The organism is Pseudoalteromonas sp. S2721 (assembly GCF_005887425.1).
GTDB classification, from domain to species: Bacteria; Pseudomonadota; Gammaproteobacteria; order Enterobacterales; family Alteromonadaceae; genus Pseudoalteromonas; species Pseudoalteromonas simplex.
Map to the genome: position 1 here is coordinate 1 of NZ_PNCZ01000021.1, position 16,742 is coordinate 16,742.

The following is a 16,742-nucleotide window of genomic DNA, read 5'->3' on the forward strand; positions in this document are numbered from 1 at the left end:
GCGATTTCACATCGCGTATTTCCTCGTTCAACAATAAAAGCACGCATCATTAAAGTGCATTACTGCATTTGCCTTTCACTATTTTAGTGCCTGATTTTAGGGACACCCAAACCACCACAAGTTAACCTATTGATTTTTAATGAATTTGAATTTAATAAAGGGTTGGCACAGATCTTCCAATAGTGAGTGTGAACTGGCACTAACAAGGAGACTAACGTGACTAACTTCTTTCACACTCTTTATCTACTTTGGCGATTAGACATCAGCACATGGCATATACATGAAGCAAACGATCCGCATAATGTTGCTGATTTGGAGCGTCGCTATGTTAAATAATGACCCTGCATTTGTTGAAGCGCTAAAAAAAATTTCGGTGCACCAACTGACAATCACCGAAGCGTCTGAGCAGTACCACATTCCTAAACGTGTGTTGTATAAAGCTGCACGACAGCAACAAGTTAAACAGAACAAACAAAAAGCGTATTTAATTGCCACTCAGAAACGCCTTCAACAAAGTTTGCGTCATGTCGAATTAGAGTTAGCTGGCTTCAGCTAAATAACTTCTGTATGGTTAAAATACATGCACAAAAATGATGGACAAAGTATGCACGCAGTAGAAGTTAATTTTGATGGCTTAGTAGGGCCTACCCATAATTACGCGGGATTATCGTATGGCAATGTCGCTTCACTAAGTCACGCCTCTTCGCATTCAAACCCTAAAGAGGCTGTACTACAAGGCCTTGAAAAAATGAAGGCGATGCACGAGTTAGGACTAGAACAAGGTATTTTTGCACCTCATGCTCGCCCCGACATTAATGTGCTGAAGCGTTTAGGCTTCACAGGCACCGATAGCCAGATTATTGAAAAAGCATTTAAAGCCGACCCCATTTTACTGCGAGCTTGTTACAGTGCATCGGCCATGTGGACAGCCAATGCTGGCACTATCTCGCCTTCAGTCGATACCCTTGATGGCAAAGTACACTTTACGGCTGCTAACTTAAATAATAAGTTTCACCGCTCGCTAGAACCCGTTACAACTACAGCATTATTAAAAGCCATGTTTAACGATGAGCGTTACTTTAGCCATCATACGCATTTACCTGCTCAAGGCTTTTTTGGTGATGAAGGCGCCGCAAATCATAATCGATTGTGCGACAGCCATGCAGATACAGGGCTTGAGATCTTTGTTTATGGGGCAAGTAGTTTTAATAGCGCCTTACCAAAACCTGTTAAATTTCCTGCAAGACAATCTCTTGAGGCTTCGCAAGCAGTTGCCCGTTTGCATCAGCTAAAGCCAGAAAATCAGTTATTTATTCAACAAAATCCTGATGTGATAGATCAAGGTGTCTTTCATAACGATGTGATCGCTGTGGCCAATGGCAATGTACTTTTATGCCATGAACAAGCGTTTTTACATCAAGCTGACACGCTAAAACAGATTAAACAAGCTTACTTAGGTAACAAGCCACTCCATATTATTGAAGTGCCAACCAATAAAGTGAGCATTACAGATGCTGTAAGCAGCTATTTATTTAATAGCCAATTAATTACCTTAAGTGATGACAGCATGATACTGGTTGCACCTAAAGAGTGTCAGCGTAATCAAGCTGTTCACGATTACATTCAAGAAATGATTTTGGCTGATAACCCTGTTCAGCAAGTGCGCTTTTTTGACTTGCGCCAAAGCATGCAAAATGGCGGTGGCCCTGCTTGTTTACGCTTGCGTGTTGCACTCAATACTGACGAACTAGCCGCGGTTAATCCGGCAGTACGATTCAGCGAAGAAAAATATACCCAACTAGTAAATTGGGCGAATAAGCATTATCGTGACTCGTTAAGTAGTGATGACTTTGCCGATCCGATGCTTTTAACCGAAAGCTATCAGGCACTTGATGAGCTAACCAGCTTACTTAATTTAGGTTCTGTGTATCCATTTCAACAAGAATAAATAATGAAAATTAAAGCAGTGCATTCTATAAAAGGGGTGTCGAAATCCCTCAATAATTTGCTGATTGATAGCGTGGCCAGTGGCGCGTCAATTGGCTTTATTGCTCCTTTATCATTACAGTCAGCACACGACTACTGGCAAGGGGTTGATAGAGATTTAGCAACGCCTTACCGTAGGCTTTACCTTGCCCTAAATGGTGATACGGTGATTGGTTCAGTACAGCTTTCTTTATGCGCCAAAGCTAATGGCGCTCACCGCGGTGAAGTAGAAAAGCTCATGGTGCACAGCGAATATCAAGGCCAAGGAATTGCAAAACAATTGATGAATAGCCTAGAGACCGACGCGCGTATTTTAGGTCTTCAATTACTATTACTTGATACCCGCCAAGGTGACACTGCCTCATATTTGTATCGTAAACTCGATTATATTGAAGCGGGCACTATTCCTGGATTTGCGAAAAGTTCCTCCGGTGAATTTGATGCAACAGTGTATTTTTATAAGCAGGTCGCATAAACCAGCTTCAATAGCCTATCGATCTAACCATAAAGTCGACTAATAAAACTTTTGAAAAGTACTAAACTAGTACTGCGGATTTTTATTAGGAGCGATAGATGGCGCTATCAATACAGCAACGGGTACTCTTTCTAGCCCTACTTCCCCCCCTACTCATTGCAATTATGCTGACACTCTACAACTATGTGCAATCAAAACACAGTGGTGCACAAACCGTTGAAAGTTTTGCTACACAAATGGAAAACGACCGTAAGTCTGAAGTTAGCAATTACCAAAAAATTGCTATGAGCTCGATTGCTAACCTCATCGCACAAGATGATGGCTCTAATACTGAGCAACTACAAAACCAAGCAAAAAGCATTTTACGTAATTTGCGTTTTGATGATGCTGGCGATACTGGCTATGTGTTTGTTTATGATGTAAAAGGTGTCAACATTGCCCATGGGGTTAACACCTCTCTTGAGGGTAAAAACCTTTATGATTTCAAAGATCCTAATGGGGTTTACCTCATTCGAGAACTGATTGATGCTGCAAAGAACGGCGGTGGTTATGTTCAGTATTCTTGGAAAAATACCAATGGCAGTGTGAATCCTAAGCTCGGCTATGCCGCTTTAGTACCAAAATGGAATTGGGTGCTAGGAACAGGTTTTTGGATCAGTGGTCTTGAGCAACAAGTTGCAGTAACAGAACAACGGGTTAATGAAGGTATCGATAATGCCTTTATAAACACCATCATCGCTTCTGTATTTGCTGTCGCAATTACCGCAGCGATTGCAGTGGTGGTATCGCGCAGTATTACTAGCCCTTTGCACACAACCGTACTAGCAATGAACGATATATCACAAGGTGATGGCGATTTAACCCAACGTTTAATGGTGAAACGAGACGATGAACTCGGCAAGCTTGGCAGTTCGTTTAACCGCTTTGCCGATGACGTTGGTAAAATGGTTATTGATATTCGCCAATCATCGCAATCGATGAATCAAGCCTCACATAAGCTCAACGAGCTACTTGCCAATATGCATGCAGGTATTAATCGCCAACATGAAGAAAGTGAACAAGTTGCAACCGCAATAAACGAAATGTCGGCGGCGTCAATGGAAGTTGCACGCAGTGCGCAAGAGGCCTCAACGGCTGCTGAACATGCCGATCATTTAGTCAAACAGGCTAACAACCAGTTGCTCATTGCCATAAAGGTGATTAACGGCCTTGCTAAACAAGTTGATGAAGGGGCGAATGCGGTCGATCAGCTTAATCAACAATCGAGTCAAATTGGTAGTGTGCTTGATGTGATCAGAAACATTGCCGAGCAAACAAACCTACTAGCACTAAATGCGGCAATTGAATCTGCCCGAGCTGGTGAAGCGGGTCGTGGCTTTGCGGTGGTGGCTGATGAAGTGCGAACGCTTGCAAAACGCACGCAAGATAGCACTCATGAAATAGAGGCGATGATTGAGCAAGTACAACAAGGAACAACAACTGTAAATAACATTATGCAGTCAATCAAATCAGGCAGTGCAACCAGTGTTAATGAAGCGGGCGAAGTCGAAAAAGCACTCAATGAAGTATTGCTTTCGGTAAACACTATCACGTCACAAAATGCACAAATAGCCACAGCTGCTGAAGAGCAAACATCAGTGTCTGAAGCGATTAACCAAAACATGACGACCATTGTCGATATTGCGAATAAAACCGCCAATGATACCGATGTAGCCACATCGTACATGCACGAGCTGACAGACACAGCAACTCAGTTAGAACAAAATGTAAGTCGTTATAAAACCTAATATCTAGCGCCATGGTTAAGCAGGTAAATGTGCCTGCTTAACAAAAGTCATTGGTCTTTTGTAAGTTCTTTAACCAATCAAACAAATCGTTATCGTAGCGCTTTAAGCGTTGTTGGTGTTTGTCATTAAGGCTATAAAAAGGCGCAAAGCAAATATATTTTTCGCCCATAACAAGCACTAATCGCAAACCAAAAAACGAGTAATGGTGAATAAATTGCACTTGTCTTGCATGCATATGGCGGCATTGCCCGAATAAATTGCGGTAATGCACACCGTGGCGGCATACCGTTAAATTGCGTTTTGAATTGAATACAAGTACCGCTAATAGTAATGAAACAGAGCACAACAAAAAACTAAAAAGTAAATTACTTACCTCCGATTTACTATTCATAAACCCCACTAGTAAAAGCATATTTACTGCACTTAATAATGCCCAGCTCATAAGCTCAAAGCGCTTTTCCAAGTCAATAACCTTCATTTTCGTTCCTAGGTTCTTATTTTTTGTCATGGTGTCAGCAAAATGTGGAAGAAAAATGGATTTACCTAAAAAGCATTCTAAACTTGCAGTTATTTTTTATTCTGACTTTCAGCTTGTTACATAAAAGGTACAAAGGTGTTAATCGAAACTTATCATTAGAAGTTCAAGTTACATTAAGTTTTAGTTATTACACTGCTAATAAATTTTTAGAACACAAAGGGAAGAAATGATGAACTTTAAAACTACATTACTTAGCAGCGCCGTTTTATTTGCACTTGTTGGTTGTGGCTCAGATAACGACAAGAACGACTCGGTTGATCCTCAGCCGCAAACTGCACAGTTCACATTAGGTGTGTCTGATGCACCAGTGACAGGTTTAAAAGCTGTAAATGTTGTGTTTGATTCAATCACATTGAAAACCCAAGGTGGTGAAGAATTCACGTTTGAGACCCGTGAAGATAATGATGAAACAATGCCTGAAATGGTTAACTTATTAGACTACACAGGTGATGATGTATTTTCTTTATTAGAAGATGAAGAAGTGCCTGCTGGCGAATATCAATGGATCCGTGCAGATGTGATCAATGGTGACACAAACGATTTAACCATGACTTCGCATGTTGTTTACGAAGATGACAGTATTGCACCACTGGTTGTTAAACGTAAAGGCAACGATGGTATCGGTGAAATTCAACTTGATGGCCTTACCCTAAACCAAGCTGGTAACGAGTTTGTTATTGAATTTGACCTTAAAAAGTCATTAGTTGATCCACAAAATAGTGATGAGATCTTCTTAAAACCACGCGGTGTTCGCTTAGAAAACCTTGCTGAATCTGAAGATATCGAAGGCACTGTAAGCGACGTACTTATCGCTAACTGTGAAACTGATAATATCGATATCGCACTCGAAGATGGCTCATTCGGTCATGCTGTTTACCTATATAGCAGCGATGTTGAAATGCCAATGGACAACTATGAAGTTAACGAAGATGAAACACCATTAGATGCACCTCTTGCAACGGCGGATGTTGTGTTCGATAGCGAAGATAACCAATTCGAATTTGAACTTGCGTTCATTCAACCAGGTGATTATCAACTTGCTTATACCTGTGCAGCGCACATCGATGACGCTGAAACGCAAGACGAAGCATTTACGCTTTATCAAGTAAAACCAATTACAGTAACATCGGGTGAAGACTTAGACGTATCTTTCACTGTTTCTGAATAATATTGGCATACCCCATTAAAAAGCCCGCGCTGCGGGCTTTTTAATTATTGGCCACCCATTTAGCGACTCCTAGTGCTTCCATCACAAACTCAACAGATAATGCAGCTAAAATTAACCCCATAATTCGCGTTAGTATCGATGCACCGCCAACCCCAATAACTTTCAAAATTCGCTCACTTAACAACAGCAATAATAAAGTGATCAATAACACTACCAGCATTGTTATTGCCGAAATTACTTGTTCCTGAACGCTATAAATATGGTTATCGGTAATTAGAATAACCGCTAAAATTGCACCCGGCGATGCTGTTGCGGGAATTGCTAAAGGGAATACAGAAATATCGTGCTGTGACTCAACATCACCTTGCTGGGCCTCCTCAGCAAAAATCATTTGTAGACCGAACAGAAATAAAATAATGCCACCAGCAACTTGGAACGACAACAAACTAATACCCATTGCAGTTAACAGCAACTGCCCTATGACAATCGCTCCAATTAATACAATGGCAGCATAACCCACCGTTTTAAAAGCAGTCTTTCGCCGCCTATCGGCAGGCAATTTAGCTGTTAAAGCAGCAAACAACGCCATTGTGCCGATAGGGTCTATTGTTGCCCAAATGACTAAAAAATCATGCAAAACTTTATCTAACATATATACCTTAAAATGAGAATGCACTCCTTTTACATTAGCAATTTTTTGCACTAATAAGTATTACACAGATCCTTGAGTTATTGAGCTGCAGATTTTTAGAGCCTTTTTGTAACGATTTAATGACAGGAAAACTCTTTATTAGCCAAATACTAAAACCAGCATAGCCTCCCCTTGTAGCTATGCTGGTTTTCTCGTTGTTACTATCTGAATATGTTAATATTATAAGCCTTACCCAAACAGCCTAGGCTTTGTTATGACATCGCGTATTCTCAAATCGATTTTTTACTCATCTTTTCTATTAGGCTCTGCTGTATTTTTGCAAGGTTGCCAAGAACAACCTCAATCAGATCAAATTACCGTCACCGGCGGGCTTATCCAAGGGCAAAAAGAAGGACGTTTTATTGCCTATAAAGGCATTCCGTATGCTGCAGCTCCGGTGGGAGAGTTACGCTGGCGAGCGCCGCAACCTGTGCCCAAGTGGCAAGATGTAAAAGTACTTAACGATTACGCGCCTGACTGTATGCAAAAGCCGTTTGCAGCCGATGCAGCACCGCTGACAACAACCCCTTCGGAAGATTGCCTTTATTTAAATGTATTTAAACCCACTAAACCCAGCGATACTCCTTACCCTGTTGTGGTTTGGATACACGGGGGTGGTTTTGTAAATGGTGGCGCATCACCTGCTGTTTATTCAGGTGAGAGCTTTGCTAAACAAGGGGTTATTTTTGTTAGCTTTAATTATCGCTTAGGCCGATTTGGCTTTTTTGCGCACCCTGCCCTTAGTCGTTTTGAGAACGATGCACTGGGCAATTACGCTTTGATGGATCAAATTGCAGCCCTAGAATGGGTGAAACAAAATATCGCTCAATTTGGTGGTGATGCTGCAAAAGTAACACTCATGGGTGAATCTGCAGGAGGCGCATCGGTACATGCGATGATGCAAACCCCTGCAGCTAGCAGCTTATTCCAGCAAGCGATTATTATGTCAGCAGGCGGACGAGAACTATTTAAGCAGTTGCCACTTAATAGTGATGACGACACCGTGTTAAGCGCCGAAAAGATTGGCGAAAACTTTGCCAAACAACACACCATTTTAGGCAGTGATGAAAATGCCCTTGCTGCACTACGTGAGTTATCTGCCGAAGACGTGGTTGATAACCTAAATTTGAGCACATTAAACCGACAAAATGATGATGAACCTACGTACGTTGGCGGGCCAATTATTGATGGCACTATTATCAATTCGGCGACTGAAGCGCGCTTGAGTAAAGGCACATTTAGCCATGTCGCGACTATGGTTGGCACAACAGATATGGATTTAGGCTTTGCTAATTTTGCCTCTAAAGAGGCGCTATTCGCAAGTTTTGCCCCGCACAGTACACAAGCAAAAATGACTTACGATGCAAATGACCAAATGCCTTTACCCTTACTTAATTACCAAGTTGGTCAAGACGCTTTAATGCAAGAGCCAGCAAGGTTCGTTGCAAAGCGTGTGACAGATATGGGTAATGATGCCTTTTTGTATCGATTTGGTTATGTGGCGCAAACTTTAGATAAACCTGGTGCAGAGCACGCCAGCGAAATTCCGTACTTCTTTAATACTGTGGCTGCTAAATATGGGCACGTTACCACTGAGCAAGATAAGCAAGCCGCTAAAATAATGCACCGTTATGTGACGAACTTTATTAAATTAGGCACACCAAATGGCCCAGGTTTACCGACTTGGCAAGCATATCAAAATGATGAATCTTTTATACTGCAAATGAGTAAATCAGGGACTGCAGAGTTTTTACCGGACCCCTTACAAGCGCGGTTAAACATCACAGCAACCAAAGCTGAAAAGTAATAATTAAATAAGGCGCTTAATATAAGCGCCTTATTTTTATCCTTGCTGCTGAACATACTCAAGCGCTGTCATCTTGTGGTATGTCACATTAGGATGAAATACGTGAGTAGGATCTGGGTCTACTACTTCAATTGGCGTGCCTTGACTGCGTGCAATGTCGAGTGCCATTTGCGTAATATTGACGCTAAACGAGGTGCCGATAAAGACGATTTTATCGGCATCGAGCATACGCTGTTGCGCCTCAGAGATTCGATAAAGCTCAGTGTAGTATTCATCAAATAACAACACGTACGGCTTAAACGATTCGTTTAGCTTGGGGCTTTCATTATTAATATTGAACACCTCAAGCAAGGAGTGGTGGAGGTTGTCTTCGTTTACTTTATCCCACGGCGCGTTAAAAGCCATCACATCGTCACCTTGATGGTGAAACAGTGTCATTTGATCTAAGCGACCATGAATAGCAATAAAATCAGTGTTTCCAGCTTTGCCATCAAGGCCATCAATATTTTGCGTAATGAGATTTTTATCACTCAACCAATGATGAACCTCATTAGGGCCGTGATGGCGGTAGGTTGCAAAACGATGATAATACCAAGCTAAAAATTCGCGAGGGTTGTTTTCGTACATAGCACGGGTTGCCATTTCCATCGGCGTATAATTTTTGCTACCAATGGTCCAATAACCATCTTCACCACGAAAGGTTGGTATACCGCTAGCGGCACTCACTCCCGCTCCAGTAATATAGAGTGTATTCATAGAGATAACTTAACCTTGTAACCAAGTGCATCGGCTGTCACTTGTTGATTATTGTCCATACCACCCAGACGATACAAACTTCCTTGGTGCTCTAATAAACCTCGGTGATCCATACTCGCGGTATCGGCTTTTGGCATCACCTGCCAGGTGTTTTTGTCAACATCAAAGCGCCAAACATGATCACTCGCTGGCGCAGGTTTGCCATCGTATCCCATGCCATTGTAGTTATATGGGTTATCAGAGCCTCCCATCATATAAATATCGCCATTAAAACTGGTTGCTGCCATACGGTAATGGGCAACACCTGTAGGGTGCGGCACGGTACGCCAATCTATTTTTAATGGGTTATCAGCATCAATCGTGCCTTTTAAACACTGTGCAACCGCAGCAAAAGAGCGGCGCTTATCAGCATTCGCCTGTGTTTTAACGCCATCACACACCAATAGAGTGTTTCCACTAATTGCCGCTGCTTGGCCAAACACCGGTTGACCTAAAAACGGCGAAGCCTGTTGCCAAGTATCTGTTTGTGTATCATACACTTGCACTAAGTTAACATTACCATCGTTATGCCAACCACTGACTAAATAGATATAACGCTGCTGGTACTTAAGTGCCACACTGTCATCCACCGGCACAGGCATACTGGCAAGTTGCGTATATGAATTAGAGAGCACATCATAGCGATATACATCGGGTGTAGAGATTTCTTGATGATCGGCGCTAACGGTATACCCACCAAATACATAGGCATGCTTACCCACACCCACTGCGGTACTTGCCAAACGACCAGTAAGGGGCAATGTACTTGGCACAGCTTTAGCCGCTTGCCACGCGTTGTCGCCCACTTTAAGGACCCACACTTTATTATGAACATCGGTATGTGCTTTGCCTGAGCTCAAGCCCATAAAGCTTAGGAAGTAGGCTTGTTCATCAATAACAACTTTGGCGACAGCATTGTTTGCGACGGGTTCAGGTAAAGCAGGAATGGTTGCAAGTGCAATAGAAAATAACAGGCTCATAAATTAAACAGGTAACTTAACACGTCTCTTAAGAATACCATTTTATGAGCCTGAATAAAGGCTCGCTATTAGTAAGCAATACTAATACGTTGATTTAAATGCGCTGCCGAGTGTGCCTCATCAAGCATCGCTTTAGCATAATCAGTAACTGATATTTTGCTTTCGCCATTTGCATCAGTAAAGAAGCTGTCGCCACCAACACGGTACGGACCTTCTGACTCCCCAGGGTAAATGACCGCTGCCGGTGATACAAAAGTCCAAGCTGTATCTGCTGCTGATGCTCTAAATACATCAAGTGCCTCACCTTGAGCAATGGCTTCTGCTTTGTATTCAGCAGGAAAATCTGGGCTTGATACCAGAGTTACACCGGGTGCCACTTCTAAGCTACCTGCACCGCCCACCCATAAAATGCGTGTGCCAGTACCTGCAAGCGAGTTTAGTAATTGCTTTGCCGTGTTTGCAACAATTTCATGATTCCCTAAAGCACGACCACCAATTGCCGCAATAACAACATCACTACCTGCAGCTGCAGTTGCGATATCGTCTTTAGTTAAATCAAATTCAGTCACAGTGACGTTATCTTGGGTTACTTTACTTGCGTCTCTAACTAATGCATTAACTTGATGACCACGTGCGATTGCTTCTGAAGTAATGTGGCTGCCAATCCAACCTGTTGCGCCAATAACTGCTAATTTCATGAGGAATTCTCCGTTGTTTGTTTCAATGATTGCAGTTTACTTGTTCACCAATTACTGATAAATACACTATATAGATACACATTGTTTCATTTTAAGATACCAATGGATAAACTCACTTCAATTACTAGCTTTGTCGAAGTTGCCCGTACAGGCAGTTTTACTCAGGCTGCAGAGCATTTAGGTTTAAGCCGATTACAAGTTTCTAGGCATATTCAAGACATTGAAAAGTGGCTAAATTTAAGGTTGTTTCATCGCACAACACGCAAAGTAAGTTTGACCCTTCAAGGCGAAGAAGCCCTTAGCTATTGCCAGCAAATATTAAATCAAGTGTCTGATTTACAAAGCCGAGCACACAGTCATAACAACGAATTGGTAGGTACCATTCGCGTTGCCTCCCCGATTGGGCTTGGCCAACATAAGCTATTTGATGCCATCGAAGAGTTTACCAAACGCCACCCGCAGACGCGCTTTGAACTGTTACTTTCAGATAGTTTATCGCAGCTGGTTGATGACCGCGTTGATATCGCTTTGCGTTACATCCACCAGCCCGATGAAGGTCTTATTGCCCGTAAGCTAATGTATATCGCAACCGCCGTATGTGCCTCTAACGATTATTTAGCTGTGCACCCACAGATTTTTGAGCCGAGTGACTTATCTGTTCACAATTGCCTTGTTCATAACAAACACACTATTTGGCAATTTCAACACGGCGACAACACACAAAAAGTGACCGTGAAGGGCAACATTGTTGCCAACGATATGGGGGTGCTTCTAAAAGCAGCAAAACAAGGAATCGGGGTGGCTCACCTACCATGCGATCTCGCCAATGACTATTTGGCATCGGGTGAGCTTGTAAAAGTACTGCCAGAGCATACTACTATGGGCTCTCACTTATGGGCGGTGTATTTATCGCGTAACTTCCAACAAAATGTGGTGAGAGCGTTCATCGACTTTTTAGCAGAGCACTGGCAACACGATATTTTATAATCTAAACCTGCTGCAAATACGTATAAGCTACAAAAAGGAGCCGTAATGCAGCACTTAGATCATGAAGTATCACGCATCATAGAGATGGCGTGGGAAGACAGAACCCCGTTTGAAGCAATAAACCAACAGTTTGGTTTAAATGAAAAAAACGTTATTGCACTGATGCGTGAGCAATTAACGAGCTCGAGTTTTAAACTCTGGCGAAAGCGCGTATCAGGGAGACAAAGTAAACATATTAAACTTCGCCATCCCGATATTTTAAGAGGTTATTGCAAAACTCAATATAAGCACAGGTAACACTATTTAAGTTGGTCAGCGAACTGACCAACCGCATCGACCACTTTTTGTGCGCCATTTTGAATATCTGACATAACTTTGCCAGATTCAGTTGCTAGGCTGTAGCCTTGTTCAGCTTTGCTCTTACCTTGTTCTATAACTTCAACTGTATTTTGAGTCAGTGCCCTGTTTTGCTGTACAACATCAACAATTTCAACAGTCGCTTTTGAAGTACGTGAAGCGAGCTGTCTTACCTCATCAGCAACAACAGCAAAGCCCCTTCCTTGTTCGCCAGCACGGGCGGCTTCAATCGCTGCATTAAGCGCTAATAGGTTTGTCTGATCAGCAATACTACTGATACTTTGAACTATATTTGCGATTTGCTGAGACTGTTTATCAAGTGCTGTGATCTCATTTGCTGCTTGTTCCATTTTATTTGCAAGTTCATCCATAACACTAACCATATTACTGAGTACTTCAGCCCCTTGATGAGCGATTTGATCAGTTTCAGTCGAGGTACTATAAGCAATGTCAGCTGCTTGAGACACAGCTATTTCACGATTTACTTGATCAGTAATCACCGTTGCAAACTTAACAACCTTATAAAGCTCCCCTTGTTCACTAAACACAGGATTATATGTGGCTTCTAACCACACGGGATCACCATACTTATTAACACGTTTGAATCGAGAGGAAACAAACTCACCTTTTTGTAGTTTCTGCCAAAATGCCGCGTACTCTGATGAGCTTGCTTCTTCAGGTGAACAAAACATACTATGGTGTTTACCAATAATTTCGTGCTCTTTATAGCCCACACCCAGTAAAAATTGCTGATTTGCTTTTAATACATGACCCGTTAAATCAAACTCGATTACGGCCATAGAGCGATGAATTGCTTTTACTAAGTCCTGGTTTTCGCGTGACGATTCAATCGTGCGTGTTAGTGCATTTGCATGCAATGTAAAATGAAGAAATTGGTTTTGCTTATTTACCACAGGATGAACGAACACTCTTAGCCAAGCCTCTTCACCTTTAGCATTGACCAACTGAACGGCTCCTGCCCATGGCTTTTTGTTTTGTAGTGCGTGTTTAAAGTTCAGATAGTGTTCTGTTTTTCGCGCCAATTGCGGCACTAAATCAAGTAATGCAATCCCATCAAGTTGATTTGCGCTAAAACCCAGTTCAATTTGAACTTGGGGATTAGTATCAATAACACAGCCTTTGCCATCAAGCGTTAATGTAAGCATTAGCTCATCAAGATTTTGCTTTATTTGAGAAACCCTAAATAATTCGTCTTCAAGATTAGTTATTTTATTTTTTAGTGGCTTGGTAGAAAACATGGGGTACATCACTTCATTGCTAAATTAAAATTCAAACAGTGAACTCATTTACTTAAAAAGTTACTGAATATTAAACTATTACAATATATCCCTATATTTCTATGATATGGAGTTTCAAGAAGTGAGACAAGGTATTCCTTCCAATTCGCAAAAAATAGGAGGATCTTTTAAGGAAATTGAACCGCATTGATAACACAGCAAAATTTCGTTATTAGGTTGCTTATAATACTCTACAGCTGCATCAATGCAGATGCCTAAGGCTTATTTATTGCAAATTAGAATCACTTATTTAACTGGTTAGCAAACTGGCCAACCGCATCAACAACTTGCTGTGCTCCATGTTGAATATCTTCCATTACTTGTCCTGATTCATTCGACAAAGCAAGACCTTGCTCTGCTTTGACTTTCCCTTGTTCTATAACCTTTACTGTATTTTGAGTTAATGATTGATTTCGCTGAACAACTTCCACAATCTCTTCAGTTGCTTTAGATGTCCGAGATGCTAATTGCCTAACCTCATCTGCAACCACCGCAAAACCACGGCCTTGCTCACCTGCACGAGCTGCTTCAATTGCAGCGTTAAGCGCTAATAAATTAGTTTGATCAGCAATACTACTAATGCTTTGTACAATACTTGCTATATGCTGCGACTGCTTATCTAAGGCTGCGATTTCTTGCGCCGCTTGCTCCATCTGTAAAGCAAGTTCATCCATAACAGCCACTGTGTTTTTAAGTACTTCAGCTCCTTTTACAGCGAGTTTGTCGGTTCCTGTTGAGGTACCGTAAGCAATCTCTGCCGCTTGAGAAATTGCATGCTCACGATTCACTTGTTCAGTGATCACAGTTGCAAATTTCATTACTTTATAGAGATCCCCAAAATCATTAAAAATCGGATTGTAAGAGGCCTCAAGCCAAACGGTATTACCAAACTTATCAACACGTTTAAAGCGAGACGCTATGTACTCACCATTTTTTAAACGCTGCCAAAATTGCTCATACTCAGTAGAGTTTGCTTCTTCTGGTTCGCAAAACATTCTGTGATGTTTACCTTTTATCTCTTTTTCGGAGTAACCCATCGCATTATAAAAATGACTATTTGCACTTAAAACATGACCCTCTAAATCAAATTCAATAACCGCCATAGCACGGTGTAACGCTTTAATAATGTCTTTATGCTCTCTTGCGGTAGCAATTGTATCGGTTAGTAAAGTGGCATAAATTGCGAAAAATAGAATTTGATCTTGAGGACCTTTTACTGGGTGCGAAATAATTCTAAGCCACTCTGTTTTACCATTTTTGTGATAAAACTGCAGCGCCCCAACCCAGTGCTTACAATGCTCTAAAGCAGAAGAGAATTGGCTAAATTGTTCAGTAGATTTGGACTCATTTGTAATGATGTCAAATAGGTGCGTGCCAGGGAACGCATCTTTATCGTAGCCAAGTGCTTTGATAAAGTTTTGATTTATATAGGATACCTCGCCGCTTTCAAGTACATTAAGCGAAATCATTTCTTCATTCAAGCCATCACGCACCTGCTGTAGATGAAATAACTCAGTCTTTAACGACACAAGCTCAGAGTTTACTGACTTACTGAAAAACATAGGATCCTCAAGAGATTAACGTGCATTAAAGTAAGTGTAGAACATTTGAATCAAGGTGTACTAATAAGCTGTAAATTTAATTATTAATTCACTCAGTCAGCTTAATATATTTTTCAGCAAGCTCATCTAACGTTTCACGATGATTAGGATCGGGCTTAATACAGTCGATAGGACATACACTAACGCAGGTAGGATTATCATAATGCCCAACACACTCAGTGCATTTATTAGGATCGATTTGATAGATTTTTGCACCCATATAAATAGCTTCATTCGGGCACTCAGGATCACACATATCACAGTTAATACATTTGTTATTGATGAGTAATGCCATGACACACCTTTAAGCACTATAAATGGGTATTGTTTTTAAAATCTAATCTAGTTTTTAAAAACAACGAAAATTGCAGCCGCGCACTATAAATTGCAGCGTATTAAGTTTCTTTGATCTAGATCAAGCTTAAAACCTGTTTGGAATCTCCAAGTCCGATACTGCAAAAATAAATGCAATTATTGATTATCTACCGAACTAAGTTATGTGATGAGATAAGTGAGAGGTTTGGTGACTATGTGTGTTTTAAGTATGAATAGCATTAATAAGATAATAACTCGTTCCTGGACAGAAACGTTTTTGTGGCTTTCTTAAATTAGAAAAGTTCGGATAAATTCACGTTTTGGAAGATTGCAGTAATAACACTCTACATACGGATAAAAATTCTGAGGATGTTAACCCATCTATAGGGTTATTTGAGATAGTTCAAACTGCTATTATACCTATCCTCCTCTCAGTTAAGGTAGGCTAAAATAACGAATGAAGCGAGTAAGGAGCACGTGCTTTTGCCCCATTAAGCTAAGCTTGTGTCTACAGCTGTTTGTTATGTATCCTTGTGCCAAAAAACGATCTAGATGAATTCCAAAATTGAGCTACTAGCTTCGAGGATTACAGCTTTATTCTCAAATGCAAAAACCCCATATATTCCTTCTACGTCAATGACTACAAAAGGTAACTTTCCTCCAGGTACCGACTTAGGCTCTAAAAGGTATATCAATACTGCATTAGATTCTGTATCTACTTGATACTCTGCGACCTTTAGCAACTTATTTTCATTTATATCAAATTGTAGCTGACACTTCTTTAGTTCTCTTTGAACCAAAATGTCGATACTTCTTATTAATCTATAATTCATGACGACACATAAAATATTAGTATTTATGAGACACGCAGTTTGTGTTGCATAATTGCTTGCTGGACTGAACAGCTACCTGCTCGGTCTGTCAGAGATGGTGTTGTTTATGCTATGGGAATTTGCCTGTTGGAGGCTTTCACTTAGCTAGTGTAAGCTTTCCCTACATTGCTCAGCGCTTATTATTGTATTCATTACACCTAAATTTGGCTGGATTAGCAATTATAGTTTTACACGTTTAGAGACAACTTTCCTAAGTTATTAATTTATTTTAAGCACGCTAATCATTCATTGCCCTTAAGCCTCGCCTTACATTATCGTTAGCAATACGCTTTTGCATTACCACAATGAAAAAGTATATTTGCGTACAATTCCCTCACTAGTATTATCAGAGTGAATTCTGAATGCGTTTGTTTGATTTTCGATATG

General features: G+C 41.0%; 17 protein-coding genes and 1 pseudogene. 8 read left to right on the top strand and 10 right to left on the bottom strand.

All coding sequences use genetic code 11. The features are described 5' to 3' along the window. Positions 1-325: 325 nt before the first annotated feature. The 4 genes from CWC02_RS09140 to CWC02_RS09155 all read left to right on the top strand — a co-directional run bounded on the left by CWC02_RS09140 (position 326) and on the right by CWC02_RS09155 (position 4,248). Positions 326-556, top strand: coding sequence for a helix-turn-helix domain-containing protein (locus tag CWC02_RS09140; protein WP_138617797.1), 231 nt, complete (start codon positions 326-328; stop codon positions 554-556). Between the two features lie 48 nt (positions 557-604). After that, positions 605-1,948: an N-succinylarginine dihydrolase gene (astB, locus tag CWC02_RS09145; RefSeq protein ID WP_138617799.1), complete on the top strand. Its 1,344-nt coding sequence runs from the start codon at positions 605-607 to the stop codon at positions 1,946-1,948. Positions 1,949-1,951: 3 nt separating this feature from the next. Continuing rightward, complete coding sequence (locus CWC02_RS09150; protein ID WP_138617801.1) at positions 1,952-2,461, top strand: GNAT family N-acetyltransferase; 510 nt, start codon at positions 1,952-1,954, stop codon at positions 2,459-2,461. A 98-nt stretch (positions 2,462-2,559) separates the two neighbouring features. Further along, complete coding sequence (locus tag CWC02_RS09155) at positions 2,560-4,248, top strand: methyl-accepting chemotaxis protein (RefSeq protein ID WP_138617803.1); 1,689 nt, start codon at positions 2,560-2,562, stop codon at positions 4,246-4,248. 37 nt (positions 4,249-4,285) lie between these two features. On the opposite strand, the gene CWC02_RS09160 is transcribed toward CWC02_RS09155, so the two are convergent. Then, on the bottom strand, positions 4,286-4,726 hold the full coding sequence (locus CWC02_RS09160; RefSeq protein ID WP_054553598.1) for a hypothetical protein: 441 nt from the start codon (positions 4,724-4,726) through the stop codon (positions 4,286-4,288). Between the two features lie 229 nt (positions 4,727-4,955). On the opposite strand from CWC02_RS09160, the gene CWC02_RS09165 reads away from it, so the two are divergent. After that, positions 4,956-5,954: a DUF4382 domain-containing protein gene (locus tag CWC02_RS09165; RefSeq protein WP_138617948.1), complete on the top strand. Its 999-nt coding sequence runs from the start codon at positions 4,956-4,958 to the stop codon at positions 5,952-5,954. 40 nt (positions 5,955-5,994) lie between these two features. Here CWC02_RS09165 and CWC02_RS09170 read toward each other — a convergent pair whose 3' ends face one another. Continuing rightward, positions 5,995-6,606 carry a MarC family protein gene (locus CWC02_RS09170; protein WP_054553595.1) on the bottom strand — a complete coding sequence of 204 codons (612 nt, stop codon included), beginning with the start codon at positions 6,604-6,606 and terminating at the stop codon, positions 5,995-5,997. Positions 6,607-6,859: 253 nt separating this feature from the next. On the opposite strand from CWC02_RS09170, the gene CWC02_RS09175 reads away from it, so the two are divergent. Further along, positions 6,860-8,452 (top strand): carboxylesterase/lipase family protein, encoded by a 1,593-nt coding sequence (locus CWC02_RS09175; protein WP_138617805.1) that lies wholly within the window; start codon positions 6,860-6,862, stop codon positions 8,450-8,452. A 36-nt stretch (positions 8,453-8,488) separates the two neighbouring features. On the opposite strand, the gene CWC02_RS09180 is transcribed toward CWC02_RS09175, so the two are convergent. The 3 genes from CWC02_RS09180 to CWC02_RS09190 form a co-directional block, all read right to left on the bottom strand. Then, positions 8,489-9,208: an SIR2 family NAD-dependent protein deacylase gene (locus CWC02_RS09180; protein ID WP_138617807.1), complete on the bottom strand. Its 720-nt coding sequence runs from the start codon at positions 9,206-9,208 to the stop codon at positions 8,489-8,491. Then, the gene (locus tag CWC02_RS09185; protein WP_138617809.1) at positions 9,205-10,227 is read right to left on the bottom strand and encodes a Kelch repeat-containing protein; all 1,023 of its coding nucleotides are present in this window, start codon (positions 10,225-10,227) and stop codon (positions 9,205-9,207) included. Before CWC02_RS09185 ends, CWC02_RS09180 begins: the two co-directional genes overlap by 4 nt. Before the next feature lie 68 nt (positions 10,228-10,295). Then, complete coding sequence (locus CWC02_RS09190; protein ID WP_138617811.1) at positions 10,296-10,925, bottom strand: NAD(P)-dependent oxidoreductase; 630 nt, start codon at positions 10,923-10,925, stop codon at positions 10,296-10,298. Positions 10,926-11,027: 102 nt separating this feature from the next. Here CWC02_RS09190 and CWC02_RS09195 point away from each other — a divergent pair, with 102 nt between their 5' ends. Both CWC02_RS09195 and CWC02_RS09200 read left to right on the top strand, forming a co-directional pair. Then, positions 11,028-11,912, top strand: coding sequence for a LysR family transcriptional regulator (locus CWC02_RS09195; protein ID WP_054553590.1), 885 nt, complete (start codon positions 11,028-11,030; stop codon positions 11,910-11,912). A gap of 45 nt (positions 11,913-11,957) precedes the next feature. Beyond that, a complete protein-coding gene (locus CWC02_RS09200) occupies positions 11,958-12,209 on the top strand; it encodes a TIGR03643 family protein (RefSeq protein WP_054553589.1) in 252 nt (83 codons plus the stop codon). A gap of 2 nt (positions 12,210-12,211) precedes the next feature. On the opposite strand, the gene CWC02_RS21130 is transcribed toward CWC02_RS09200, so the two are convergent. The 5 genes and pseudogenes from CWC02_RS21130 to CWC02_RS09220 all read right to left on the bottom strand — a co-directional run bounded on the left by CWC02_RS21130 (position 12,212) and on the right by CWC02_RS09220 (position 16,316). Next, complete coding sequence (locus CWC02_RS21130) at positions 12,212-12,652, bottom strand: methyl-accepting chemotaxis protein (RefSeq protein ID WP_425334987.1); 441 nt, start codon at positions 12,650-12,652, stop codon at positions 12,212-12,214. Positions 12,653-12,754: 102 nt separating this feature from the next. After that, a pseudogene (locus tag CWC02_RS21135) lies at positions 12,755-13,537 on the bottom strand (PAS domain-containing protein); the annotation flags it as partial. 272 nt (positions 13,538-13,809) lie between these two features. Further along, the gene (locus CWC02_RS09210; RefSeq protein ID WP_138617813.1) at positions 13,810-15,129 is read right to left on the bottom strand and encodes a methyl-accepting chemotaxis protein; all 1,320 of its coding nucleotides are present in this window, start codon (positions 15,127-15,129) and stop codon (positions 13,810-13,812) included. An 88-nt stretch (positions 15,130-15,217) separates the two neighbouring features. After that, entirely contained in the window at positions 15,218-15,463 is a 246-nt protein-coding gene (locus CWC02_RS09215; RefSeq protein ID WP_054553587.1) for a YfhL family 4Fe-4S dicluster ferredoxin, read from the bottom strand. A gap of 568 nt (positions 15,464-16,031) precedes the next feature. After that, positions 16,032-16,316 carry a hypothetical protein gene (locus CWC02_RS09220; RefSeq protein ID WP_138617815.1) on the bottom strand — a complete coding sequence of 95 codons (285 nt, stop codon included), beginning with the start codon at positions 16,314-16,316 and terminating at the stop codon, positions 16,032-16,034. Between the last annotated feature and the right edge of the window lie 426 nt (positions 16,317-16,742).

Bases quoted from the DNA above. Each gene is read 5' to 3' on its own strand.
- CWC02_RS09140 (WP_138617797.1), top strand. From the start codon at position 326: ATGTTAAATAATGACCCTGCATTTGTTGAAGCGCTAAAAAAAATTTCG.
- astB (WP_138617799.1), top strand. From the start codon at position 605: ATGCACGCAGTAGAAGTTAATTTTGATGGCTTAGTAGGGCCTACCCAT.
- CWC02_RS09150 (WP_138617801.1), top strand. From the start codon at position 1,952: ATGAAAATTAAAGCAGTGCATTCTATAAAAGGGGTGTCGAAATCCCTC.
- CWC02_RS09155 (WP_138617803.1), top strand. From the start codon at position 2,560: ATGGCGCTATCAATACAGCAACGGGTACTCTTTCTAGCCCTACTTCCC.
- CWC02_RS09160 (WP_054553598.1), bottom strand. From the start codon at position 4,726: ATGAAGGTTATTGACTTGGAAAAGCGCTTTGAGCTTATGAGCTGGGCA.
- CWC02_RS09165 (WP_138617948.1), top strand. From the start codon at position 4,956: ATGAACTTTAAAACTACATTACTTAGCAGCGCCGTTTTATTTGCACTT.
- CWC02_RS09170 (WP_054553595.1), bottom strand. From the start codon at position 6,606: ATGTTAGATAAAGTTTTGCATGATTTTTTAGTCATTTGGGCAACAATA.
- CWC02_RS09175 (WP_138617805.1), top strand. From the start codon at position 6,860: ATGACATCGCGTATTCTCAAATCGATTTTTTACTCATCTTTTCTATTA.
- CWC02_RS09180 (WP_138617807.1), bottom strand. From the start codon at position 9,208: ATGAATACACTCTATATTACTGGAGCGGGAGTGAGTGCCGCTAGCGGT.
- CWC02_RS09185 (WP_138617809.1), bottom strand. From the start codon at position 10,227: ATGAGCCTGTTATTTTCTATTGCACTTGCAACCATTCCTGCTTTACCT.
- CWC02_RS09190 (WP_138617811.1), bottom strand. From the start codon at position 10,925: ATGAAATTAGCAGTTATTGGCGCAACAGGTTGGATTGGCAGCCACATT.
- CWC02_RS09195 (WP_054553590.1), top strand. From the start codon at position 11,028: ATGGATAAACTCACTTCAATTACTAGCTTTGTCGAAGTTGCCCGTACA.
- CWC02_RS09200 (WP_054553589.1), top strand. From the start codon at position 11,958: ATGCAGCACTTAGATCATGAAGTATCACGCATCATAGAGATGGCGTGG.
- CWC02_RS21130 (WP_425334987.1), bottom strand. From the start codon at position 12,652: ATGGTTAGTGTTATGGATGAACTTGCAAATAAAATGGAACAAGCAGCA.
- CWC02_RS09210 (WP_138617813.1), bottom strand. From the start codon at position 15,129: ATGTTTTTCAGTAAGTCAGTAAACTCTGAGCTTGTGTCGTTAAAGACT.
- CWC02_RS09215 (WP_054553587.1), bottom strand. From the start codon at position 15,463: ATGGCATTACTCATCAATAACAAATGTATTAACTGTGATATGTGTGAT.
- CWC02_RS09220 (WP_138617815.1), bottom strand. From the start codon at position 16,316: ATGAATTATAGATTAATAAGAAGTATCGACATTTTGGTTCAAAGAGAA.